The sequence below is a fragment of the Brenneria alni genome (assembly GCF_003666245.1).
In the GTDB taxonomy this organism is placed as follows: Bacteria; Pseudomonadota; Gammaproteobacteria; order Enterobacterales; family Enterobacteriaceae; genus Brenneria; species Brenneria alni.
In genome coordinates, this window is sequence record NZ_MJLZ01000001.1 from 91425 (window position 1) to 116175 (window position 24751).

Consider the following 24751-nt stretch of genomic DNA (forward strand, 5'->3'; position numbering starts at 1 on the left):
CGTATTTTTTGTGTAAGTATTAATACAAAAAACTGACGTTATCTTAACATTTTTATTGATAATAAGAATTATTATTGTCAGAATTCAGATTCTCAATTGGATATGCGAGACCTCTGCTCACGATGAATATGCGGATATTAAGTCAGGCCAATGATGTGGCTGCTCAGTGTTTCCTTAACTCACTATTAAGAGAAACTAACGATTGGGATGTGGAATATGCCCCGCATACCCAAACTCCAGAGACATTAATTATTCCCCTGTCTGCATCCCAGACCCTCCGGTTACCACTGACCTATTTCTCTGCCACCCAGCATCACCGCTACCGTTTTCCGGCTCAGAAGGTCACCGACGGCAACAGACAAGACATTGATTTCGCCACGCTGGTTTGCTGCCTGTTGGAAAAAACGTCTATCGCCGGTGGTCTGACAGACAAGGTGCTGACATGCTTTCGCCAGCGGGTGATGGAAAGCTACCGGCATACCCATCAGGCCATCGATCTTCGGCTCGACTGGCCGTCGCTGCGCCAACACCCGTTAACCTTCGCCCAGGCGGAACAAGGGCTACTGGCAGGCCACGCGTTTCATCCCGCGCCTAAATCACATCAACCCTTTGATGAGGCGCAGGCTCGGCGTTATCTGCCCGATTTCGCGGCCCGCTTTCCTCTGCGCTGGTTCGCCGTCGACAAACAATACATAGCCGGAGACAGTCTCGGCATCACTATCCAGCAACGGATGCAGCGCTTCGTCGTTGAAAACGCCCCTGAGCTGCTGGGTCATTTCACCGACAGCGTCTGGCTGCTGCCGATGCATCCGTGGCAGGCAGACTACCTGCTGCAACAGGCGTGGTGCCAACGGCTAGTCAGCGCCGGCGCATTGCACGATCTGGGAGAAGCCGGACAGAACTGGCTACCCACTACATCCTCCCGCTCGCTGTACTGCGCCGCCAGCCGGGACATGATCAAATTCTCTCTTAGCGTCAGGCTGACCAATTCGATCCGCACGCTATCCATCAAAGAGGTAAAACGCGGCATCCGGCTGGCCCGGCTGGCGCAAACGTCCCGCTGGCAGGACTTACAGGCCCGTTACCCTGCCTTTCGAGTGATGCAAGAAGATGGCTGGGCCGGGCTGCGTAATCTGGAAGGGGGGATTGAAAGCGAAAGCCTGTTCGTCCTGCGCAATAACCTGCTGTTTGATCACGCTGAAAGCCAAACCAACGTACTGGTCACGCTGACACAATCGGCGCCGGATGGCGGCGACAGCCTGCTGGCGGCCACCGTGCGGCGTCTGGCCAACCGATTGGCCATCACCCCGGCGCGTGCCGCGCAGGTCTGGCTGACGGCTTACTGCCGGTATGTGCTGACGCCGTTGTTCAGCGCCGAAGCGGATTACGGTCTGGTACTGCTGGCGCACCAGCAAAACATACTGGTGGAGATGAAGCAGGACTTGCCTGTCGGCATGTTATACCGCGACTGCCAGGGCAGCGGCTTTACCCAACAGGCGCAAGCGTGGCTGGCGGAGATTGGGGAAGCTGAGGCGGAAAACCGCTTTAGCACGCCACAGTTACTACGCTACTTCCCCTATTACCTGCTGGTAAATTCCACGCTGGCGGTAACCGCCGCACTGGCCGCCGCCGGGTTCGGCAGCGAGCCACAGCTGATGGCGCTGGTGCGCACCGCCCTCAACGCGTTGCGCTCCACCGTTAGCGATACCACCTGTCTGGATTATGTCCTGGACAGCCCGGTATGGAACTGTAAAGGCAACTTTTTCTGCTATTTGCAGGATCACAACGAAAACACCATCGTCGATCCTGCGGTGATCTACTTCGACTTCCCTAACCCCTTGTTAACTCAGGAGACGGCATGATGCCACAGGCCACCATCGTCCACGCCATAAACGGAATGTTCTGTGAGACACAAGAGAAAGCCCTGTCACTTAGCTGGGGGTTGGATAACAGCGCGATACTGCACGCCCCCGGAGCAGTGCCGGCTGGCTGGCTGACCGAGGCGCTGGATCAGTTATTTATTGCCGCGCCTTCGCTGTCCGGCGTGACCCTGCCCTGGCAGGAATGGCGCGGCGATCCCGATGCACAACGGCTGTTTGAGCAGGTGCAAAGCGATTTTGTGGCGCGGGAAACTTTCTGGCAACTGCCGCTGTGGCTACGCGGTTCACCCTCTCAGCCCACCACAACCTTGCAATATGACGATGCCCGTGCGCTCTGCCATCCGTCGCGCCCGTCCAGGCCTGAGGGAGAAGTCTACCGCCGTTACGATCCGCGCATCCGGCGGACGCTAAGTTTCCGGTTGCCCGACCCGGATCGCGATACACCGCAGTTTACCCGCTGGATGAACGACGATCGCGTGGCATTTTTCTGGGAACAGCGCGGCCCGGAAACCCTGCAATATGATTACCTGACCGGCAAACTTGAAGATCCCCATCTCTATCCGCTAATCGGGTGTTTTGACGATCGGCCTTTTGGCTATTTTGAAGTTTACTGGGCAGCCGAAGACCGCATTGGCCGTCACTACCGCTGGCAACCGTTCGATCGCGGCCTGCACATGCTGGTCGGCGAGCAGGATCGCCGCGGCGCACATTTTGTCCGCAGTTGGCTGCGCGGGCTGACCCACTACCTCTACCTTGACGCGCCGCAAACCCAGCGGGTGGTGGCCGAACCGCGTGCGGATAATCAGCGCCTGTTCCGCCATCTGCCGGAGGCGGGCTATGTTGCTGTCAAAGAGTTCGATTTCCCGCACAAGCGTTCGCGGCTGATCCTTAATCAGCGCCACGCCTTCTTTAACGAGGTGGGCCTGTGATAAAGGATTATGGTCAGGACTGGCAGCGGGTAAACCGGCTGCTGGCCGCCAAAATGCTGGCGGAACTGGAATACGAACGCACGCTGGATGCGTTGCCGGAATCCGACGGACACTGGCGTATTTCACTGCCGGAAAGCGACTGGTTTTTTGCCGCCCGACGCGGCATCTGGGGGTGGCTGTGGATCGACGCCGACAGCCTGCGCTGCGAACAGGCGCCGATCGCGGCAGACGCGTTACTCAAACGGCTCGCGCCGCTACTCGGCATGAATGACGCGCAGATCGCCGAACATCTGGAAGATCTGTACGCCACGCTGCGTGGCGATATCCAGTTGCTGCACAGCCGCCGGGGAATGCGTGCGCAAGACCTGATTGCGCTGGATGCCGATACGCTGCAATGCCTGCTCTCAGGACACCCCAAATTTGTGTTCAACAAAGGACGCCGTGGCTGGGGGCTGGACGACCTGCAACGCTACGCCCCGGAATATGGCCAAACGTTCCGCCTGCACTGGCTGGCGGTAAAGCGTGAAAAGATGGTATGGAGCAGCGACGAGGCGGTATCCCTAGAGGATCTGCTGCAAAGCGCTATGGATGACGTCGAACTACAGCGTTTCCAACAGCGCTGGCAAGTGCTGGAACTGACCGATGAATGGTTGCCGATGCCGGTGCATCCGTGGCAATGGCGGCAAAAAATCGCTCTGCACTTTCTGCCTCAACTGGCGGAAAACGAGATCGTGGCGCTGGGCGAATTCGGCGATCGCTATCTGGCGCAGCAGTCGCTGCGCACGCTGACCAATGCCAGCCGCCGCACACCGCTGGATATCAAACTGCCGTTAACTATCTATAACACCTCGTGCTATCGCGGCATTCCCGGCAAATATATTGCCGCCGGCCCACTCGCCTCGCGCTGGCTGCAACAGATCTTTGCCAGCGATCCGACGCTTAACGCCAGCGGCGCCGTTATTCTCAGTGAGCCTGCCGCCGGTTATCTGGCGCATACGGGTTATCAGCCGCTGGCGCAGGCACCCTATCGCTATCAGGAAATGCTGGGCGTCATCTGGCGCGAAAATCCTTCCTGCTATCTGCACCCGGACGAACAGCCGATTCTGATGGCCACGCTGATGGAGTGCGATGAGCAGGGAGAGCCGCTGATAGGCGCGTATATAGAACAATCGGGGCTTTCCGCCGAGGCATGGTTGCAGCGGTTGTTCCGCGTTACGGTGGTGCCGCTCTACCACCTGCTGTGTTGCTATGGCGTTTCACTGATCGCTCACGGCCAGAACATTACGCTGGCGCTGCAAAACGGTACTCCGCAGCGGGTGCTGTTGAAAGATTTTCAGGGCGATATGCGGCTGGTGCAGGACGATTTCCCTGAGCAGCGCACACTGCCCGAGGCGGTCAGTCAGGTGACAGTACGCCTGAGCGCCGACTATCTGATTCATGACTTGCAGACCGGCCACTTTGTAACGGTGTTACGTTTTGTCTCTCCGCTCACCGAGCGGCTGGGGATCAGCGAAACGCGCTTTTACCGACTGCTGGCCGACGAACTGCGGGCCTACATGGCCGACCACCCGGAACTGAGCGAGCGTTTTGCCCTGTTCGATCTCTTCAAGCCGGAGATCATCCGGGTGGTGCTCAACCCGGTGAAACTGACCTTCTCAGAACATGACGGCGGTAGCCGCATGTTACCCAACTATCTTCAGGATTTGCCAAACCCACTGTGGTTAGTCACCCAGGAGTCTGCACAATGAAACAACCGCTGGATTTCATCGGCATTGGTATCGGCCCTTTCAACCTTAGTATTTCCGCCCTGGCACAGTTGCTGCCTGGCTTCCGAACCCGCTTTTTCGAGCGTAAATCCCATTTCGCCTGGCACCCCGGCATGTTGGTGCCCGACTGCCATATGCAGACCTCGTTTCTGAAGGATCTGGTCAGCGCGGTGGCGCCTTGCAGTCCTTACAGCTTTATCAACTATCTGGTGCAGAGCAAAAAATTCTACCGTTTCCTGACCACCGAAATGCGCACCGTCTCACGGGATGAATTCTCGGACTATCTGGGCTGGGCGGCGGAGAAAATGGATAACCTGTCTTTCAACGTGACGGTACAGGCCGTCGACTTCGATGATCAACGCCGTCTCTTCGTGGTCGAAACGCCGGAGGGCGTCTGGTATGCACGCCATGTCTGCGTCGGGATTGGCAAGCAGCCTTACCTGCCGACGTGCGTGAGCACCGTGGGCGACGACTGCTTCCACGCCAGTGAAATGAACCTGCGCAAGCCGTCGCTGACGGGGAAAACCGTCACCATCGTCGGCGGCGGGCAAAGCGGCGCCGATCTGTTCCTGAACGTCTTTCGCGGCGAATGGGGAAACCCGGCGCACGTTAACTGGGTATCACGGCGCAACAATTTTAACGCACTGGATGAAGCGCCGTTCGCCAACGAATACTTTACCCCGGAGTATGTCACCAGTTTTCTTGGACTGGACGAACGCACCAAGCAGAACATGCTGGCCGAACAGAAAATGACCTCGGACGGCATTACTACGGAGTCGCTGCTGGCAATCTATCGCGAGCTGTATCACCGCTTTGAAGTGCTGCGACAGCCGCGCAATGCCACACTGCTGCCAAGCCGCTCCCTCACCACGTTGGATAAGTCGGGATCTCACTACCAATTGCGGCTCCATCACAAGCTGGATGAAGGCCATGACCTGCTGAACAGCGAGGTGGTGATTTTCGCCACCGGCTATCGCTCCGCCCAGCCCGCCGTGTTGTCGCCACTGCATCAGCGCCTGACCCTTACCGCCGATGGGCAATATCAAATCAATCCCGACTTCACCCTGGACTGGCAAGGCCCCGGCGAAAACCGCCTGTTCGCCGTTAACTCCAGTATGCAGCAGCACGGTATTGCCGAACCCCAACTGAGCCTGATGGCCTGGCGTTCCGCCAGCATTCTCAACCGGGCCCTGGGACGAGAGCATTTCGATATCAGCACTTCGCCGTCGTTGATTCAATGGCGCAGTGGGATAAACCAGCACCACACGCAGTAACGAGGATCCAAGCATGTTCACCACTCTTTTTGATTTTTGATGCAGGGTTATGACAATGATAAAGACAAAAAAAGCACTCTGGGTAATCTCCCCATCGCTATTCGCCGCCTTCGTTCCGGCTGCCGGGCAGGCGCAAACCGGTAACGACCAGATGGTGGTCAGCGCCAGCCGAACGCTGCGTACCGTCGAGCAAATGGCGCAAACCACCTGGGTAATTGAAGGGAGCCAGATTGAGCAGCAGGTTCAGGGCGGCAAAGAGCTGAAAGATGCGCTGGCCCAGTTGATTCCCGGTCTGGACGTCAGCAGTCAGGGCCGTACCAACTACGGCATGAATATGCGCGGGCGCAGCATTGTGGTGATGGTCGACGGCGTGCGGCTGAACTCTTCACGCTCCGACAGTCGCCAGCTTGATTCCATCGATCCATTCAATATTGCCCACATCGAAGTGATTTCCGGGGCAACGTCGCTTTACGGCGGCGGCAGCACCGGCGGATTGATCAACTTTGTCACCAAAAAGGGCCAGACGGATCGCCAGGTGGAACTGGAGCTGGGCAGCAAAACCGGTTTCGGCAGTAGCCGGGATCACGACGATCGCGTGGCGGCGGCGGTCAGCGGCGGTAACGATAATATCGCCGGTCGGCTATCCGTGGCCTATCAGAAATTTGGCGGCTGGTACGACGGCAAAGGCAACCAAGTGCAGTTGGATAACAGCCAGACCGGCCTGCAATATTCCGACCGCCTTGACGTGATGGGCACCGGTACGCTGAAGATTGATGAACATCAGCAATTTCAGTTAGTCACCCAGTATTACAAAAGCGAGGGAGACGGCAAGCATGGGCTGTATCTGGGGGAAAACTTCTCCGCAGTCACCGGTAACGGGCAGGCCTACAACAGCGGCAATCTGCATTCAGACCGTATCCCCGGCACCGAGCGTCATCTGATCAGCCTGCAATACGGCAACACCGATTTCTGGGGACAGGATCTGGTGGCGCAGATTTACTACCGTGATGAATCGCTGACCTTCTATCCCTTCCCAACACTCAGCGGCGGCACGGTAAGGAGTCTGTCGTCGTCCGAGCAGAATACCAGCCAGTATGGCGCCAAGCTGACCCTTAACAGCACGCCGCTTGACAACCTGACGCTGACCTACGGCGTCGACGCCGATCACGAAACTTTCGACGCCAACCAGATGTTCTTTGATCTGGCGCGCGCCAACCAGTCCGGCGGGCTGAATAACCAGCGCATTTTCAGCGTCGATCGCTATCCCGGCTACAACATCACCAATCTGGCGCCGTTCCTCCAAACCAGTTACGACATTACGCCGATGTTCACCCTCAGCGGCGGGGTGCGCTACCAGTGGACCAAAAACAAGGTGAAAGATTTTATTGGCTATAGCCAGCAGCAGGCTATTGCCAACGGCACCGCCACGTCGGCGGATACCATTCCCGGCGGCAGCACCGACTACAGCAATGTGCTGTTTAATGCCGGTATCCTGGCTCATCTGACGGAAAAACAGCAGACGTGGTTTAACTTCTCACAAGGGGTGGAGTTGCCGGATCCGGGCAAATATTACGGATTGGGCAATTACGGTAGTCGTGTCAATGGTCACTTACCGCTACTTGACAGCGTCAACGTCAGCCAGTCCAAACTGGAAGGCATCAAGGTCAACGCCTATGAACTGGGCTGGCGCTACACCGGCGACAACCTGCGTACCCAGGTATCGGCCTACTACTCCATTTCCGACCGTTCTGTCGAAGTCAACCGCGCCGACATGACCATTTATGTCAAACCGAACGAACGTCGCATCTACGGTGTGGAAGGCGCGGTCGACTACTTCTTTGACGACAGTGACTGGAGCGCCGGGATCAGCGGCAACCTGGTGAAATCCGAGCTGAAAACCGACGGCAAGTGGGACAAACTTGATGTCCGCGACGCCAGCGCCTCCAAAGCGGTCGCTTACGTTAGCTGGGCGCCCGATGACTGGTCGCTGCGCCTGCAAAGCCAGCAATCTTTCGATCTTTCCGACGCGGATGGGCGAAAAATCAACGGCTATAATACCCTCGACTTTATCGGCAGCTACCGTCTGCCGGTCGGAAAAATCAGCTTCAGCGTGGAAAATCTGCTGGACAAACAGTACACCACCACCTGGGGACAACGGGCGCCGCTGCAATACAGCCCGACCTACGGCCCGGCGTCGCTGTATGAATATAAAGGACGCGGTCGTACTTTCGGCCTGACCTATTCCGCCGTCTTTTGACACGCCCTGTTTTTTGTTAGCGTTTTTCAACGTTGCACAGAAATGGCCCACAGGGTGGCGGGCAAGGATAGCCCGCCATAAAAAAAACCAGCGGAAGGTTTCGCTGGCTGGTGAAATACACCATTACTCAGAAATTTTTTTACCGCGCTTTGCGGCTATATCCAGTGACGGTAATCCTCTTCCGACATCTCCCCGATATGCCACTGTGTCGCCTGCTGCAATAACACTATTCGTTGTTGTGCGGACAGCCAGCACAACCATTTCGCCTTACAGGTTGAGAGATAGAGCTGGTAGAACCGATACAGTGTTGAGATTGTCATAAGCCACCTCCACGCTTTCATTATGAGAAAGTATCAACGTAATATAGGGAAAGATAAATTGATGACTTTAGCGCGGGGAGTTCCTCTTTTATGTCTTCGTCTCGTCTGCAACAACAATTCATACGCCTGTGGCAACGCTTTCAGGGGCAAACCACCGACACAACCCTGCAAGAACTGGCGGGCATACTGAGCTGTTCACGCCGCCATATCCGTTCACTGCTGGGCGCTATGCAACAACAAGGCTGGATTATCTGGCAGGCGGAAGCAGGACGGGGAAAACGCTCACAACTCACCTTTATCTATACCGGACTGGCCCTGCAACAGCAGCGGGCCGAGGACTTGCTGGAGCAGGATCGCATCGATCAACTGGTTCAGTTGGTGGGTGATAAAGCAACCGTGCGACAAATGCTGCTTGCTCATCTTGGCCGCAGTTTCCGGCAGGGCAAACATATTCTGCGTATTCTTTATTATCGTCCGCTGCGTAATTTGTTGCCGGGTTCGGCGCTTCGGCGTTCAGAAATGCATATTGCCCGGCAAATTTTCAGCGGTCTGACCAACATAAATGAGGAAAATGGAGAACTGAAACCCGATTTGGCGCACCACTGGCAAATGTTGTCCCCGCTGCACTGGCGGTTTTATCTGCGTCCTTCGATCCGTTTTCACCACGGACGGGAGCTCACCATGACGGACGTCATCACCTCACTCACCAGACTCAATGCGCTCCCCTTGTTCTCACATATTGGCAGCGTGACCACCCCGATGCCGTTCGTGATTGATGTCCGGCTGACCAGCCCCGACGACTGGCTACCCTGGTTGCTTGGCAGCGTACCAGCCATGATCTTGCCGGAGGAGTGGCGAACCCTGCCCGATTTTGTCCAACACCCGATTGGCACCGGCCCGTACTCCGTGATACGCAACAACAGTAATCAGCTAAAAATAAAGGCATTTGACGACTATTTCGGCTATCGGGCGCTCATTGACGAGGTCAACATCTGGGTGTTGCCCGACGCAACCGAAGTATTGCCTTGCTCCCTGCATCTGGAATCGGATGATTCATCTGATGATGAACTGGAAAGCCGGATGGAAGAAGGCTGCTATTTCCTGCTGTTCGACAAGCGTTCGGCATCGACAAGCAGACCGGAAGTACGCCGTTGGCTCTGCCAGATACTCAACCCGATCGCCCTGCTCAACCATGCCGATACCGCGCATCAGCGAGACTGGTCGCCAGCCTATAGTTTGCTTCCCCGCTGGCATTACCGGCACCATGACGAACCGCAAATAAAGCCGGAAGAGCTAAAGCAAATCACCCTGACGTTCTATCAGGATCATCCTGAATATCAAATGATCGGGGAAATAATGAAAAAAGTACTTAAACAACATAATGTTAAACTCATCATCCAGACAGTGACCTATCAGGACTGGTATCAGGGGGACACACAAAGCGACATCTGGTTATGCAGCGCCAACTGCTATCTGCCATTGGAGTTCTCACTGTTTGCCATGCTTTACGAGCTACCGCTGATACAACATTGTCTTGATGAAGATCTGCACCAGGATGCCGTTCTATGGCGTAACAAGGCGCTGCCGATGGCTGAATGGAACGAGAAACTTGTCAGCCGTGGTCAGTTGCATCCGCTGTTTCACAACTGGCTGCAACTTCAGGGACAACGCAGTATGCGCGGCATTCGTATGAACACCTTAGGCTGGTTTGACTTCAAATCCGCCTGGTTCGCCCCGCCGGAAAACTAAAACCCGGCTTTCCCTGTTATCCTGAAGTCTTTACAATACGTCCGTTCTCAACGGGGTGCGAAAACGCTTAACAGGTTTTTTCGCTGAGAATATACCCGTCGAACCTGATCCGGTTAATACCGGCGAAGGGATTTGAGAGTGCTCCTGCTGACTCAAAGACCTTTGCCACCCTCATATGACAGGAGTGCAAAGTGTTAATGACATCATTATCAAAACGCCCGGTTTTCATGTTGAAGAAAATCCTTCCCTGCCTGCTATTGGCGTCGGCGCCAGCATTCGCCAAACCGGCGCTCACGGTCTACACCTATGACTCCTTCGCGTCTGAATGGGGCCCCGGCCCGGTGATCAAGACAGCTTTTGAAAAAGAGTGTGAATGCGACCTGAATTTTGTGGCGCTGGAAGATGGCGCCTCACTGCTGAACCGCCTGCGCATGGAAGGAAAAAACAGTAAAGCGGATATCATTCTGGGGCTGGATAACAACCTGCTACAGGCAGCGGAACAGACCGGATTATTTGCCAAACATCAGTTGGACACGGCGGCTGCCGTTAATGTCCCCGGCGGCTGGGACAATACGACGTTTGTTCCCTATGACTATGGCTACTTCGCGTTCGTCTACAATAAAGATCAATTAAAAAACCCGCCGAAGAGCCTGCATGAACTGGTCGACAGCGCCGCGCCGTGGAAAGTGATCTATCAGGATCCGCGTACCAGCACGCCAGGGTTGGGCCTGCTGCTGTGGATGCAAAAAGTGTATGGCGACCAAGCGCCACAGGCCTGGCAAAAACTGGCGAAAAAAACGGTTACCGTCACCAAAGGCTGGAGCGAAGCCTACGGATTGTTCCTGAAAGGCGAGGCCGATTTGGTACTTAGCTACACCACGTCTCCGGCGTATCACATCATTGAAGAGAAAAAAGACAATTACGCCGCAGCAAACTTCAGCGAAGGGCATTACCTGCAAATTGAAGTCGCCGGGCAACTTGCCGCCAGCAAAAATCCACAACTGGCAAAACGCTTTATGCAATTCATCCTGACACCAGCCTTCCAGCAGGCGATCCCAACCACCAACTGGATGTATCCGGTAATCAAAACCGATCTGCCCGCCGGGTTCGCCACCCTCACCGTACCGGAGAAAGCATTGCAATACAGCGCCCATGACGTTGCCGAGCAACGAAATAACTGGATTCAGGCATGGCAGCGCGCCGTCAGCCACTGACCGCGGGGAGTCTGTGGCCGGGATTACTGGCCGCCATACTGTTGATCTCGCTGGCGGCGCTGGCTTTCGCTGCGCTGTGGCGACAGGCGCCGGAAAACCAGTGGCAGGCCCTATGGCATGACAGCTATTTATGGCATGTCATTCGCTTCACCTTCTGGCAGGCCTTTTTGTCTGCCCTGCTGTCTACCCTGCCGGCGATCTTCCTCGCCAGGGCCTTGTATCGCAGACGTTTTCCCGGCCATCGCTGGCTATTGCGGCTATGTGCCATGACCCTGGTGCTACCGGTGCTGGTGGCGGTTTTTGGTCTGTTGAGCGTGTATGGCCGACAGGGCTGGCTGGCGCAACTGCTGGAAATTGCGGGCCTGCCCTATCGCTTCTCACCGTATGGGCTGCAAGGCATTCTGCTGGCGCATATTTTTTTCAATCTGCCGCTGGCGACCCGTCTGCTGTTACAGTCACTGGAGAATATCGCCAGCGAACAGCGCCAGTTAGCGGCCCAATTGGGAATGAACGGCTGGCAGCATTTTCGGATTGTCGAATGGCCCTGGCTACGCCGGCAGATCCTGCCCACCGCCGCACTGATTTTCATGCTCTGCTTCGCCAGCTTTGCCACCGTGCTGTCACTGGGCGGCGGCCCGCAGGCCACGACTATCGAACTGGCTATTTATCAGGCACTGAGTTTTAATTACGATCCGTCACGCGCAGCACTGCTGGCGCTGATTCAGATGACGTGCTGTCTGGGGTTGGTTCTGCTGAGTCAGCGTTTAGGCAGAATCCTGCCCGTTGGCAATACCCGGCAGTTGGCATGGCGTAATCCACAGGATAGCCTGTTCAGCCGAGTATGCGATAGCCTGCTGATTGGCGCGGCGTTGTTGTTGATTGTGCCGCCACTGCTGGCGGTGGTGGTAGACGGCGTCAACCGCTCCCTGCTCACGGTATTGCAGCAGCCCGCACTGTGGAAAACACTGTTCACCTCACTGCGTATTGCGTTGGCCGCTGGCGTCATCTGCATCATCCTGACCATGATGCTATTGTGGAGCAGCCGGCAGCTTAAGCTGCGCCAACAGCTGCTATATGGCCAGTTGATGAATCTGAGCGGAATGGTGATCCTCGCCATGCCCGGTATTGTGCTGGCAACCGGTTTTTTCCTGTTGCTGAACAATACTGTGGGATTGCCTGACTCCCCTTATGGACTGGTGGTGATGACCAACGCGCTGATGGCTATCCCCTATGCGATCAAAGTGCTGGAAAACCCAATGGTTGATGCCGCCGAACGTTATAATCAACTGTGCCTGTCACTGGACATCCGGGGTTGGCGGCGGTTGAAAATTGTTGAATTAACCGCGCTGAAACAGCCGCTGACTCAGGCATTAGCGTTTGCCAGTGTGCTTTCCATCGGTGATTTTGGCGTTATCGCGCTATTCGGCAATGAGCAGTTCCGCACCTTACCTTTTTACCTGTATCAGCAGATCGGCGCTTATCGCAGCGCCGATGGCGCGGTTACCGCATTGTTGCTGATGTTGCTGTGCTTCACGTTGTTCACTCTAATTGAAAAACTGGCGGATCGTCATGATCTCTCTCGATAAACTGACCTACCTCTATCAAGATTTTCCCATGCGCTTTGACTTAAGCGTCCAGGCAGGGGAACGCATTGCTATTCTTGGCCCCAGCGGAGCGGGGAAAAGTACGCTGCTGAATCTGATCGCCGGTTTTCTGATGGCCGACAGCGGTACGTTATTGCTGAATGGGGAAGATCACCGTCATACCCCACCCGCAAAACGTCCGATATCCATTCTGTTTCAGGAAAATAATCTCTTTCCACATCTGACTATTGAGCAAAATATCGCGTTGGGGCTGAATCCCGGCTTGCGGCTTAATGCCGCCCAACACGAAACGCTAAAACGTATTGCGGATCAGGTTGGGTTAACTGCGTTATTCAGTCGCCTGCCTTCACAGGTTTCCGGGGGGCAGAGACAGCGTGCGGCACTGGCTCGTTGTCTTGTGCGCCACCAGCCCATCTTGCTATTGGATGAACCATTCTCCGCACTTGATCCCGCCTTACGGCTGGAGATGCTGGAATTGGTTGAGAAGGTCTGCCGCGAACGCCAGCTTACGCTGCTGATGGTTTCGCATAATCTGGATGATGCAGCATATATCGCCAGCCGGGCCGTCACCATTACCGACGGACGTATTATCGACAACGCCCCTCTCAAATAGCCTGATCAGGCCTCGCCAATACCGTCGTTTACGCTTCGTTATTTATGACAACACACTTAAAGAGAGAAAATGTTAATGAAATGAGGGAAAAATCGCTATTTTTTCGACATAAACCAACCTGTCTTCGCACCATATTGTGATCCACCCGGTTATTCTGGAAAAAACCTTACATTGATGCGTGAAACGCGCTAAAAAATAAAATATGCTACCTGGTAATAAACATAGAGCAACGTGACTATTACCATATATCAACAGTCACACATTAACCGTAACGAAATCGCCGTTTTATCGGCAGAAATAATAATGCCTTTGATTTAATTAGTTATTCCGTTGATTTTCCGGATAGCTGATCTATCGCAAAACCTCTTTTTTCTGGCCTTGTTTTTATTACTCATACTATTTTCATATAGCTGGATTCAGCAATACCGACAGCAGTATTAGCCATAGTAAGAATATTATATCCAATATATTTACAGGTGCAGTCAGACAGCGATCTAACAAATTTTCAGACTTTAGTAAATAAATTAAGTGGCTGAGAATGGCGTTTAATAACAATTAAACAATTTAAATTAACATTAGTGAAACAAAATACTTTGATAGAGATTGGTAATAAAGATATCCCGATTTTTCGTACCCTGATGTCATATCAATTAATAATATCAATGCGAAACAATAAGCTGACTATTATTAATCTCCGCCCAGGTCACAGATAAATCAGTTAACAGAGTCCAGCACCGATGCGGCTTGTTATCAATCTCAATCAAAGTCATCAATTTGATACGGAATATATTTCTCTCGACATGCGGTTCCCAAAGCTATGCCGTAGAGATGGAAGAAGCAAAAGCCCAGGCCAGAGTACACGACGCATCGTTACCAGCCTCGTGAGTTCTTGCCGTCTTACTCAGGGAAAACCCCTGGCAGATATACTGCTTAAATGGAGACCACCATGACCGCTACACAAATTGATGATCTTGACTCCTTGGTTGCCCGGGTGAAAAAGGCCCAACGCATCTACGCCGATTATACGCAGGAACAGGTGGATAACATCTTCCACGCCGCTGCCCTTGCCGCCGCCGCCGTCCGCATTCCGCTGGCGAAAATGGCGGTGGAAGAATCGGGAATGGGCGTAGTGGAAGATAAAGTGACCAAGAACCACTTCGCCTCCGAATATATCTACAACGCCTATAAAAACGAGAAGACCTGCGGCATCCTGTCAGAAGATGACGCCTACGGCACGATCACCATCGCTGCCCCCATCGGTCTGATCTGTGGTATCGTCCCCACCACTAACCCAACCTCTACCGCGATTTTCAAAGCGCTCATCAGCCTGAAAACGCGTAATGGCATTATTTTCTCGCCGCATCCGCGTGCGAAAAATGCCACCAACAGAGCGGTGGAGATCGTCCTGCAAGCGGCTGTCGCCGCTGGCGCCCCGGCGGATATTATCGGCTGGATTACCGAACCGACTATCGAGTTGACCAACCAGTTGATGCACCACCCGGATATCAATCTGGTTCTCGCCACCGGCGGGCCGGGAATGGTAAAAGCAGCCTACAGCTCCGGGAAACCGGCTCTGGGCGTAGGCCCCGGCAACACGCCGGTCGTGGTGGATGAAACCGCCGACGTTAAACGATTCGTCGCCTCCATTCTGATGTCGAAAACGTTCGATAACGGCATGATCTGTTCATCCGAACAGTCCGCCATCGTGGTCAAGAGCGTTTATGACGAGGTGCGTGAGAATTTCCTCGCGCAAGGCGGTTATATTCTGCAAGGCGAAGAGCTTTCCGCCGTGGGGAGTATATTGAGGAAGAACGGTGGGTTAAATGCTGCTATCGTCGGACAGTCGGCGGTGAAAATTGCCGAAATGGCCGGTATCAGCGTCCCGCCGAATACCAAAGTGCTGATCGGCGAAGTCTCCAGAGCCGACGAATCCGAACCTTTCGCACACGAAAAACTCTCTCCCACGCTGGCGCTATACAAAGCGCAGAATTTCAGCGAAGCGGTCGATATCGCCGAAAAATTGCTCAATATGGAAGGAATCGGTCATACCAGTTGCCTGTATACCGATCAGGATAACCAAGCCCACCGGGTACTTTATTTCGGCGAAAGGATGAAAACCTCCCGTGTATTGATCAACTCACCGACCTCTTACGGCGGCATCGGCGACTTGTACAACTTCAAGCTGGTGCCCTCTCTGACGTTGGGCTGCGGCTCCTGGGGCGGCAACTCCGTTTCGGAAAACGTGGGGCCGAAGCATCTTCTCAATATAAAAACCGTAGCCAAGCGAGCGGAAAATATGTTGTGGCATAAACTTCCCAAATCCATCTATTTCCGGCGCGGCTCGCTTCCCGTTGCGCTGGACGAAGTCGTCAACGATGGCGCGAAACGCGTATTTATCGTAACCGACCGTTTCCTGTTCAATAACGGTTATGCCGATCTGGTGATATCGCGCCTGAAACAGCATGGCGTCGCCACCGAAGTATTCTTCGAGGTAGAAGCGGACCCGACACTGAGCATCGTCCGCAAAGGAACAGAGCAGGTAAATGCATTCAACCCGGATGTGATCATTGCACTGGGCGGCGGCTCGCCGATGGACGCGGCCAAACTGATGTGGGTCATGTATGAGCACCCGGAAACCCGTTTCGAAGATCTGGCGCTGCGCTTTATGGATATCCGTAAGCGCATCCACACCTTTCCGAAAATGGGGGTAAAGGCTCGGATGATCTGCATTCCCACCACATCCGGCACCGGTTCCGAGGTTACGCCGTTTGCGGTCGTTACCGATGATGCCGCCGGGATAAAATATCCGCTGGCGGACTATGCATTGACGCCGGATATGGCGATCGTCGATGCCGATCTGGTGATGAGTATGCCGAAATCGCTATGCGCCTTCGGCGGCCTGGATGCCATCACCCACGCAACGGAAGCCTATGTATCGGTGCTGGCCAATGAATTCAGCGACGGTCAGGCATTGCAGGCGTTGAAACTGTTGCACGGTAATCTGGTCGCCAGCTATCAGCAAGGGGCGAAAAACCCGGTTGCCCGCGAACGGGTGCACAGCGCGGCGACTATCGCCGGTATCGCCTTTGCCAACGCCTTCCTGGGCGTGTGCCATTCCATGGCGCATAAGCTGGGTTCCGAATTCCATATTCCGCACGGGCTGGCCAACGCCATGCTGATCTGTAACGTCATTCGCTATAACGCGATCGATAAACCGACCAAGCAGGCGACTTTCAGCCAATACGCTTATCCGCAGGCCCGCAAACGCTATGCGGAAATTGCCGATTATCTTGCCCTCAGCGCCCCTGGCGACGATGTGGGACAGAAAATCGACAAGCTGCTGACCTGGCTGGACGAAACCAAGACAGCGCTGGATGTTCCAGCCAGCATTCGTGACTTTGGCGTACCGGAAGCGGATTTTCTGGCCAGGGTGGATAAACTGTCCGAAGATGCGTTCGATGACCAATGTACCGGTGCTAACCCACGTTATCCGCTAATCGCCGAACTGAAGCAGATTCTGTTGGATACCTACTACGGTCGTCCCTATAGCGATAACCCCGCCTCGCCTAAACAGGCTGTAGAGCCTAAAGCAGCAAACAATGACAAAAAAGGAAAAGCGAAAGGGTGATGGCTAATCTCCTGAACTAACCCTTCCAGGGGCTTATGTGGAACACCGCATAAGCCCCTATCTGTCGCCAAATCCATAAGTTTCTTATTTAATAGCAATGTGAGCTGCCGCAAATTTTTATCCACGAGGGGCTTGTTCTCTTTTGGCTAAACGTGCTTAGATAATTTTGTTTACACCTACACGCAATGAAGGTACTCCGTGAGACACGCTACTTCTACTTCAGCACCACTACACACCGCACATGTTGATGCGGTTGTCGTCGTGCGCGTGGTAGTCGTGGTGGTGGTCGGCAACGCGCCGTAACGGGTTCCGAATCAAGCAAAGATTCTCAAACCCCGCCGGCGCAAGCCGAGCGGGGTTTCTTGTCTCTACCCTCCCCGCTCCGATACCGCACCGGCCCTGATGAAAGGATATGAATATGCGTTATACAGGCGCTCAGTTGATTGTCAGACTGCTCGAACAGCAGGGCATCACCACAGTGGCAGGCATTCCCGGCGGGGCTGCCCTGCCGTTATACGATGCGCAGGCCGCGCCAGTGGTTGACCTCGGGTGGGCTGGGGACGATGGGTTTTGGGCTGCCCGCCGCGATTGGCGCCGCGCTGGCCGAACCGGAACGCACCGTAATTTGCTTTTCCGGCGACGGCAGTCTGATGATGAATATTCAGGAAATGGCGACTGCCGCAGAAGAAGGACTGAACGTCAAAATTATTCTGATGAATAACCAGTCCCTTGGTCTGGTTCATCAGCAACAGGATCTGTTCTTCCAGCAACGTATCTTTGCCGCAGATTACCGCTACCGTACCAACTTTCTGGCCATCGCCGCAGGTTTCGGTTTTGCCGCCTGCGATCTGAATGCGGCGGAGAACCCCCGTACCGCATTGGCTGACGCGCTGAATCGTCCGGGGCCAGCCTTGATCCATGTGTTAATTGATGTGAATGAAAAAGTTTATCCGATGGTGCCGCCGGGCGCCGCTAACATCGATATGATTGGAGATTAATACCATGCTGACTAAATCTGCCTCAAATCAGGTGACTTTGGAGCTATCGGTGCGTAACCACCCCGGCGTGATGTCTCACGTGTGCGGATTGTTTGCCCGCCGGGCATTTAATGTTGAAGGGATCTTGTGTATGCCGCTGGCAGGCGGCGACGAAAGTCGCATCTGGCTACTGGTACAGGACGATCAGCGACTGCAACAGATGGTAAGCCAGGTAGAAAAATTAGAGGATGTCCTCCGGGTACGCCGCCACAGTGATGAAATGCGTATTTTCGATCAGGTGGCGGAGTTTTATCGCTAATGTTACGATCGTCTATCTACGGAACGGGGCATGGCCGCCCCCTTATTCCGTACGCTGCAAGGTTTACCCGTGCAGCACCTGCCACAGCAGGTGGCGATAGACGGGCATTAACGGATGTTGAATCAGTATCGTCAGACATCCCGCTGCGGCTGCCAGCGACAACGGCGCCAGCCAGCGTAAACGGTTTATTGGCAACCACTGATTGAACCAGTCGCGCTTTTTCCCTTTATCTCCCCGCCACCAGCGCCAACTCAGCCATGCCGCGCTCCACACCAATAAAGCCGTAGCCAGCAGCAGCCATTTAAAACCGCTGCTATTGGTTGCGGCAGGAATATCAATGGCGACGCCCGCCAATATGCCAGGTAAAAAATAAATCGGCGGCCATAGCAGGCAACCAATTATGTTTGGCAACGCGAATTTATAGGGCGGTAATTCCAGCATACCGGCAACCATCGGGATCAACGGACGCGTCGGGCCGACAAAGCGCCCGACCAGCACAGTCGCAATATGGTGCCGATGCAGCGCATGTTCCGTTTTACGCAACAGCGTCTGATGTTTTTTCAGGAAAGACCATTGGTGCAGCGGTTGTTTAAATCTTCTGCCAATGAAATAGGAAATCCAATCCCCCAGCAAACAGCCGATAATACCCGCCGCCCATGCCGGATACAGCCCCATCTGGCCGCTGCCGATCAGCGCCCCCAGCGCCGCCATCATCAACGTTCCCGGCAGTAACAGGCCAACCAGAGCCAGAGATTCCAGAAAGGCAACCAGCATGACGGCGATCAGCGAATACGCTAATGATTGAGTAACCAGATGATCCAGCCACGCTTCCATAGATTCGTGCTCATTGTTTATGAAAAAAGGGATTGTCTGGATCTTAGCAGAAGCCGTCAACTAATCATTTTCTTTGAAAAAACCACTCATACAGCGGGATTGGCAACATCTTAATATGTAAATTGAGGGGATTATTTCGCGCGTGATGAAAATCCGCATTTCTCTATAAATAAAGTACCACGCCCGACATAGGGCGGTTCAAACGCCACCGCCCTATGAACCCTGGCTTTTGGCTGAAATCGTGCCGCTACGCGATATCTTCGGTGTTCGTGACCTTAATTCGAACCACGAGTGACGCGTTCCAGACGCGGCACTCGTTTTCGCGGCTTCCCTGCCGCTCATTCGACGGCCACACCCACCTCAGCACAATTTCTTACGCCGGGAAAACCAAAACAGCAGGTTTTATTCTATCCCCCCAGATACATCTTTTTCACTTCCGGGTTGGCCAGAATATCCTGCGCCGGCCCTTTCAGCACGATCTTGCCGTTCTCCAGCACATAGGCGCGATCGGCAATCTTCAGTGCGGCGGTGGCATTTTGTTCAACCAAAAGGATGGTAATATTCTCCCTCTGCAACTGTTTAATAATATTGAACATTTCGCCCACTATCTTTGGCGCCAGTCCCAGGCTTGGCTCATCCAGCATCAACAGCACCGGTTCGCTCATCAATGCCCTGGCAATCGCCAGCATCTGCTGTTCACCGCCACTCATGGTGCCTGCCAACTGGCTGCGCCGTTCTTTCAGCCGGGGAAACAGCGCATACATTTTTTCTTTCAGGTGCTCGAAATTAATCGGATTGTTATACGCCCCCATGCGCAGGTTTTCTTCAATGGTCAAATTGGTAAAAACCTTGCGTCCTTCCGGTACTAATGCCAGCCCTTTACGTACAATCTGATGGGTCAGGCTGTTGGATATATCTTCATTAAGAAAATCGACTTTGCCGGTCGATTTCACCAGATTAATAATGCCGTTCAGCGTTGAGGTTTTCCCCGCCCCGTTGCTGCCAATCAACGTGACGATTTCGCTATTATTCACCTCAATGTCGATGCCTTTTAATCCCTGAATCAGCCCATAAAATACCCGTAGCTCCTCGGCCTTAAGCATAATCGACATCTCCAAGATAGGCGGCAATCACCTCTTTATTATTAATTGCCTCATGGATGGTCCCGCTGAATAACGGTTTGCCATAATCCAGCACCAGAACCCGTTCACACAGGGTGTTAACAAAAGACATATCATGTTCAATCAGTAGAACCGTTAATTTATAATCTTCACGCATTTTAAAAATCAGTTGCGCCAGTTCGTTAGTTTCCCTTGGATTCATGCCCGCAGCCGGTTCATCCAATAAGAGTAACGCGGGCGACGTGGCTAATGCCCTGGCAATCTCGACTTTACGCTGATTGCCGTAACTCAGATTGGTTGCCAGCGAATGCGCATGTTCCGCGATACCGATATATTCAAGAATCTCCATCGCCCGCGTTTTAGCCTGCTTTTCTGCCGAGAAAAAGCGCCCCATATGCAATGCTGCTTCAATAAAAGAATAATGAATGAAGCGATCAAAACCGATTAATACGTTCTCCAGCACCGTCATTGAATTGAACAAACGAATATTCTGGAAAGTACGGGCAATGCCGCGATTGACCACCTGATTCGGTTTTAATCCGGTGATTTTTTCATTACCCAACATGACCGTTCCCGAGGTCGGTTTATAGTTTGAGGTAATAACATTAAATAATGTGGTTTTCCCCGCGCCATTTGGGCCAATCAGACCAAATATTTCCGCCTGATTAAGCGTAAAGCTAACATCGTCAATGGCCCGTAAGCCGCCAAATTGCATGATGACATTATCAACACTGAGAATAGGTTTATTTTCCATGATGGCGCTTCCTGTTCACTTCCCAGATTTCCTGCTTACCCAGCAACCCTTCACGGGCAAAAAGCATAATGATCAGCAATGCCAATGAAAAAACCACCATGCGTAAACCGGGGTAAGCCCCCAGATTTTCGCCGAACAAACTCAGCGGCTGGTCAAGGAAACGCAGCCACTCGCCGCTGCCCACCACCACAATGGTGCCCAGAATCGCGCCTGTGGTGCTGCCTAATCCGCCCAATACAATGATGATCAGCAACTGGAACGTCAGCATAAAATCAAACAGATCGGGGGAAATAATCGTCAATAACGAAGCGAGTAAACCGCCGCCGATTCCTTCCAGAAAGGCGCTGGTGGCAAAGGCACAGGTTTTGATTTTGAAGGTATTAATCCCCATGGCGATCGCGGCGTCTTCATCATCACGCACGGCTTTCATCGCCCGACCATATTTTGAATACACAATCTGTAAAATCAGCAGCACCGCGATCAAGGCGATAAAGCCACACCAGTACAGCATGTAGCTGGCCTGGGGAATTTCATTCAGACCAATAGCGCCATTGGTGATTTGCGGATTATTAATCGCCAGGATTTTAATAATAAAACCAAACCCTAACGTCACAATCGCCAGGTAGTCGCCGCGCACCCGGAAGACCGGAAACGCCAGACACACCGCAAGCACTGAGGCACAAACGCCACTGATAATCAGTGCGGGCAAAAAGGAGGTGTGCAGCGCCAGCACCAGGGCGCTGGGGGACGCCATCTCATACATCTCAAGTTTAGTGTCCGCGCTTAATAGCAGGATGGCGGTAATATAGGCGCCGACGGCCACAAAACCGTTGGGTTCAAGGGATAACTGCCCCGTTACTCCGTTAATCAGGTTATAACTCACCGCCAGAATCATAAAAATAAAAATATTACTGACAATACGAATGACGTAATCGTCAAATACGCTCTGCAAGGTAAACAGAAGTAGCAGCATTATCACAAATAGCGCGACATAGCCGATTAACAGCGAAAATGAATTTGTTGGCATTCTCATCAGAAACGGCTCCTTTCCAGTCTTTCATCGCCCATAATGCCTACCGGTCTGAATAACAGAACCAAAATCAGAAACATAAACGCAAAGGCGTCTTTATATCCGCCCAATTCAGGAAATACCGCGACGGCGACCACTTCGGTGAAGCCCAGAATAAAGCCGCCGATCACCGCCCCCGTGACGCTGCCAATTCCACCCAATACGGCAGCGGCAAACGCTTTCAGGCCAATCAATACCCCCATTAATGGATCGATGGTCGGATAGCTGGTGGCATAAAAAATCCCGCCGAGCGCCGCCAGCGAACTTCCGAGCGCAAAGACAAAGGCAATAATATGATTGGCATCGATCCCCATTAAGCGAACGGTATTCACGTCAAACGCCACAGCGCGAATCGCCATCCCTTGCCGGGTACGGTAGAGGATAAAAAGAATGCAGCCCAGTAAAACCAACGTCACCAGCGGCACCAGCCAGGCCACATTGGTAATAATGACGCCCCAGAATGAAACGGTTCGATTAAAGAAATCCGGCGCGGCAAAAAAGCGTGAGCTTCCGCCAAACAGCACATTAAACAGATTCTCTAAAAAGAAGCTGACGCCAATGGCGGTAATCAGCATGGATATTTTAGAAGCCTGACGCAAAGGACGGTAGGCAATCTGATCGATACACACGCCCAGCAGCGCCGAAAAAAGAACCGCAAATAAAATAGCCGCCCCGAAAGGCAGTTCAAAGGTGGTTGAACCAAACAGGGCAAGAAACGCCCCCACCATCATAATATCGGCATGGGCGAAGTTGATCAGTCGTAATACGCCGTAAACCATGGTGTAACCAATAGCAATCAGCGCATACATACTGCCCAGACTCATACCGTTAACCACTTGCTGGAAGAAAATGGCAGCATCCATAAATTCAATCCTTATTTGCTTTCATACATACCCAATAAATTTATGGCGGGCTATCCTGCCCGCTTCCGGGGGCCATGCTCTCGGCGTTTTTTCAAGATGCGGTATGGTTTACCCGACTCCATGGAGAAACCGGATAATTTAAAGATGCCAACATCACCGCAACTTGAAAGATAAAGGATATAAATTAAGGATTAACCGCCGTCTTGAAAGCCATTTTTCCATCTTTGACTTCGTTGATGACGGCGCTGCGGATCGCATCACCATCCTTCAGCGTCAGCGTGCCGGTAATACCGGTAAAATTATTGGTGGCGCGGATTTTTTCATTGACGCAAACGCGGTCTTTCGGATCGCTGCACTGATTCATCCCATTGACGATCATTTTGTAAGCATCAGCAGTCATTGCCCCCCAGGTATGGGTCGGTTCTTTATATTTCGCTTCCCAGGCTTTGATGAATTCCTCACCTGCCGGCGTCTGTTCTTTGGCATCCGGCGAGTAGTAGTCGGTCGTCATATAGCCTTCAACCGCATCCTGCCCCAGCGTAAAGAAGATAGGATCAGCCGCCAGACCATCACCGCCGACGACCGGCACTTTCAGCCCCAATTGTTTGGCCTGTACCGCGATCAGCGCCGCTTCGGTGTAGTAGATCGGCATATAGATCATATCGACATTTTTAGCTTTGATGGTGGAGAGTTGGGCTTTGAAATCCTTGCTGCCGCCGGGAGCCTGAACTTCAACGGCAATGGTGCCGCCGTTTTTGAGAAACTGTGAGCGGAAGGATTTTGCCAGGCCGACGGAATAGTCATTGCTGCTGTCAAACATGATGGCGGCGGTTTTCGCCCCTAAATCGCGCGATGCCAGATTAGCCCCCACCACCCCCTGGAAACTATCGGAAAAGCACACGCGGCTGACATACTGGCGATTACGGGTTACACGGTCGTTAGTGGCGGTCGGGGAAACCAGCGGCGTTTTGGTGTCTTCGGCCATTTTAGTCATCGCCATTGTATTGGTCGACGTCACCTCGCCAATCACCGCATCGACTTTATCACTGGAAACCAGGCGCTGCATGGCGTTGGCCGCTTCAACCTTGTCGCTCTTGTCGTCAATGATGACAAGTTTAATTGTATCGCCATTTTTCAGCGTCGGCTCCATGCTATTAATCAGTTCAACGCCTTTTTGGGACGGTTGCCCAAAACCGCTCAACGGCCCGCTCAACGGCAGAACCACCCCGATTTTCACTTCAGCCGCCACCGCGTTACCGGCGCCGATGACGGAAGAAACCAATGCAGCTGCTACAGTCATTCTGACAAAATTGTTATTCATGATCGCCTCTTTAATAATGAGAGATTCAAATCCCAGTAATGGAATAAAGCCGTAAGCCCGGCTGTGAGAGTCTGAAAAATGCCGCAGGGATATATTCTGCTGGCGGAATTGAAAACAGCAATAAATGTGCCAGAAGGATTAAATCATTATTAACAGGTTAATAAACAATAGAAAAATCGATTTATTACAGCCAAAAAAACCACAGAATAAAGATGTGATGAAGCGGAATGCACCAATTTGTTTCGCGGTTGCTTTTAAA

Annotated in this window: 19 protein-coding genes, 2 pseudogenes and 1 riboswitch; of the genes and pseudogenes, 14 read left to right on the forward strand and 7 right to left on the reverse strand. The window is 53.2% G+C overall.

Annotation, left to right across the window (positions count from 1 at the left end; genetic code table 11):
• Positions 1-122 precede the first annotated feature (122 nt).
• The 5 genes from BIY29_RS00390 to BIY29_RS00410 are packed head-to-tail and all read left to right on the forward strand — an operon-like array spanning position 123 to position 8106.
• Positions 123-1862 (forward strand): IucA/IucC family protein, encoded by a 1740-nt coding sequence (locus tag BIY29_RS00390; RefSeq protein ID WP_121572732.1) that lies wholly within the window; start codon positions 123-125, stop codon positions 1860-1862.
• Positions 1859-2809 (forward strand): GNAT family N-acetyltransferase, encoded by a 951-nt coding sequence (locus tag BIY29_RS00395; RefSeq protein WP_121572733.1) that lies wholly within the window; start codon positions 1859-1861, stop codon positions 2807-2809. Before BIY29_RS00390 ends, BIY29_RS00395 begins: the two co-directional genes overlap by 4 nt.
• 53 nt (positions 2810-2862) lie before the next feature.
• Positions 2863-4557 carry an IucA/IucC family protein gene (gene iucC / locus BIY29_RS00400; RefSeq protein WP_121572972.1) on the forward strand — a complete coding sequence of 565 codons (1695 nt, stop codon included), beginning with the start codon at positions 2863-2865 and terminating at the stop codon, positions 4555-4557.
• Entirely contained in the window at positions 4554-5849 is a 1296-nt protein-coding gene (locus tag BIY29_RS00405; RefSeq protein ID WP_121572734.1) for a lysine N(6)-hydroxylase/L-ornithine N(5)-oxygenase family protein, read from the forward strand. Before iucC ends, BIY29_RS00405 begins: the two co-directional genes overlap by 4 nt.
• Positions 5850-5904: 55 nt before the next feature.
• Positions 5905-8106: a TonB-dependent siderophore receptor gene (locus tag BIY29_RS00410; RefSeq protein ID WP_121572735.1), complete on the forward strand. Its 2202-nt coding sequence runs from the start codon at positions 5905-5907 to the stop codon at positions 8104-8106.
• Positions 8107-8261: 155 nt separating this feature from the next.
• Here BIY29_RS00410 and sgrT read toward each other — a convergent pair whose 3' ends face one another.
• Positions 8262-8426 (reverse strand): glucose uptake inhibitor SgrT, encoded by a 165-nt coding sequence (sgrT, locus tag BIY29_RS00415; RefSeq protein ID WP_121572736.1) that lies wholly within the window; start codon positions 8424-8426, stop codon positions 8262-8264.
• A 90-nt stretch (positions 8427-8516) separates the two neighbouring features.
• On the opposite strand from sgrT, the gene sgrR reads away from it, so the two are divergent.
• The 9 genes and pseudogenes from sgrR (at position 8517) to ilvN (ending at position 18530) form a co-directional block, all read left to right on the forward strand.
• Positions 8517-10175: an HTH-type transcriptional regulator SgrR gene (sgrR, locus tag BIY29_RS00420; protein ID WP_121572737.1), complete on the forward strand. Its 1659-nt coding sequence runs from the start codon at positions 8517-8519 to the stop codon at positions 10173-10175.
• A gap of 41 nt (positions 10176-10216) precedes the next feature.
• Positions 10217-10324, forward strand: a riboswitch (TPP riboswitch).
• A 78-nt stretch (positions 10325-10402) separates the two neighbouring features.
• Positions 10403-11389, forward strand: coding sequence for a thiamine ABC transporter substrate binding subunit (thiB, locus tag BIY29_RS00425; RefSeq protein ID WP_121572974.1), 987 nt, complete (start codon positions 10403-10405; stop codon positions 11387-11389).
• Positions 11365-12975, forward strand: a complete 1611-nt coding sequence (gene thiP / locus BIY29_RS00430) for a thiamine/thiamine pyrophosphate ABC transporter permease ThiP (protein ID WP_121572738.1) — start codon at positions 11365-11367, stop codon at positions 12973-12975. Before thiB ends, thiP begins: the two co-directional genes overlap by 25 nt.
• Complete coding sequence (thiQ, locus tag BIY29_RS00435) at positions 12959-13606, forward strand: thiamine ABC transporter ATP-binding protein ThiQ (protein ID WP_121572739.1); 648 nt, start codon at positions 12959-12961, stop codon at positions 13604-13606. The genes thiP and thiQ overlap by 17 nt, the downstream gene beginning before the upstream one ends.
• A gap of 946 nt (positions 13607-14552) precedes the next feature.
• Positions 14553-17234, forward strand: a complete 2682-nt coding sequence (gene adhE, locus BIY29_RS00440; RefSeq protein ID WP_121572740.1) for a bifunctional acetaldehyde-CoA/alcohol dehydrogenase — start codon at positions 14553-14555, stop codon at positions 17232-17234.
• 198 nt (positions 17235-17432) lie between these two features.
• Positions 17433-17537: an ilvB operon leader peptide IvbL gene (locus BIY29_RS00445; protein ID WP_121572741.1), complete on the forward strand. Its 105-nt coding sequence runs from the start codon at positions 17433-17435 to the stop codon at positions 17535-17537.
• Positions 17538-17652: 115 nt separating this feature from the next.
• A pseudogene (locus tag BIY29_RS21120) lies at positions 17653-17718 on the forward strand (hypothetical protein); the annotation flags it as partial.
• Between the two features lie 28 nt (positions 17719-17746).
• Positions 17747-18232: pseudogene (locus BIY29_RS00455) on the forward strand (thiamine pyrophosphate-dependent enzyme); the annotation flags it as partial.
• A 4-nt stretch (positions 18233-18236) separates the two neighbouring features.
• Positions 18237-18530, forward strand: a complete 294-nt coding sequence (gene ilvN / locus BIY29_RS00460; protein ID WP_121572742.1) for an acetolactate synthase small subunit — start codon at positions 18237-18239, stop codon at positions 18528-18530.
• Between the two features lie 63 nt (positions 18531-18593).
• Here ilvN and BIY29_RS00465 read toward each other — a convergent pair whose 3' ends face one another.
• The 6 genes from BIY29_RS00465 to BIY29_RS00495 form a co-directional block, all read right to left on the reverse strand.
• On the reverse strand, positions 18594-19364 hold the full coding sequence (locus BIY29_RS00465) for a DedA family protein (protein ID WP_121572743.1): 771 nt from the start codon (positions 19362-19364) through the stop codon (positions 18594-18596).
• A gap of 407 nt (positions 19365-19771) precedes the next feature.
• The gene (locus BIY29_RS00475; RefSeq protein ID WP_121572744.1) at positions 19772-20467 is read right to left on the reverse strand and encodes an ABC transporter ATP-binding protein; all 696 of its coding nucleotides are present in this window, start codon (positions 20465-20467) and stop codon (positions 19772-19774) included.
• Positions 20460-21242, reverse strand: coding sequence for an ABC transporter ATP-binding protein (locus BIY29_RS00480; protein WP_240629898.1), 783 nt, complete (start codon positions 21240-21242; stop codon positions 20460-20462). The genes BIY29_RS00475 and BIY29_RS00480 overlap by 8 nt, the downstream gene beginning before the upstream one ends.
• Complete coding sequence (locus BIY29_RS00485) at positions 21229-22212, reverse strand: branched-chain amino acid ABC transporter permease (RefSeq protein WP_240629901.1); 984 nt, start codon at positions 22210-22212, stop codon at positions 21229-21231. The genes BIY29_RS00480 and BIY29_RS00485 overlap by 14 nt, the downstream gene beginning before the upstream one ends.
• A gap of 59 nt (positions 22213-22271) precedes the next feature.
• On the reverse strand, positions 22272-23171 hold the full coding sequence (locus BIY29_RS00490; RefSeq protein WP_121572747.1) for a branched-chain amino acid ABC transporter permease: 900 nt from the start codon (positions 23169-23171) through the stop codon (positions 22272-22274).
• Between the two features lie 184 nt (positions 23172-23355).
• The gene (locus BIY29_RS00495) at positions 23356-24471 is read right to left on the reverse strand and encodes an ABC transporter substrate-binding protein (protein ID WP_205680289.1); all 1116 of its coding nucleotides are present in this window, start codon (positions 24469-24471) and stop codon (positions 23356-23358) included.
• Between the last annotated feature and the right edge of the window lie 280 nt (positions 24472-24751).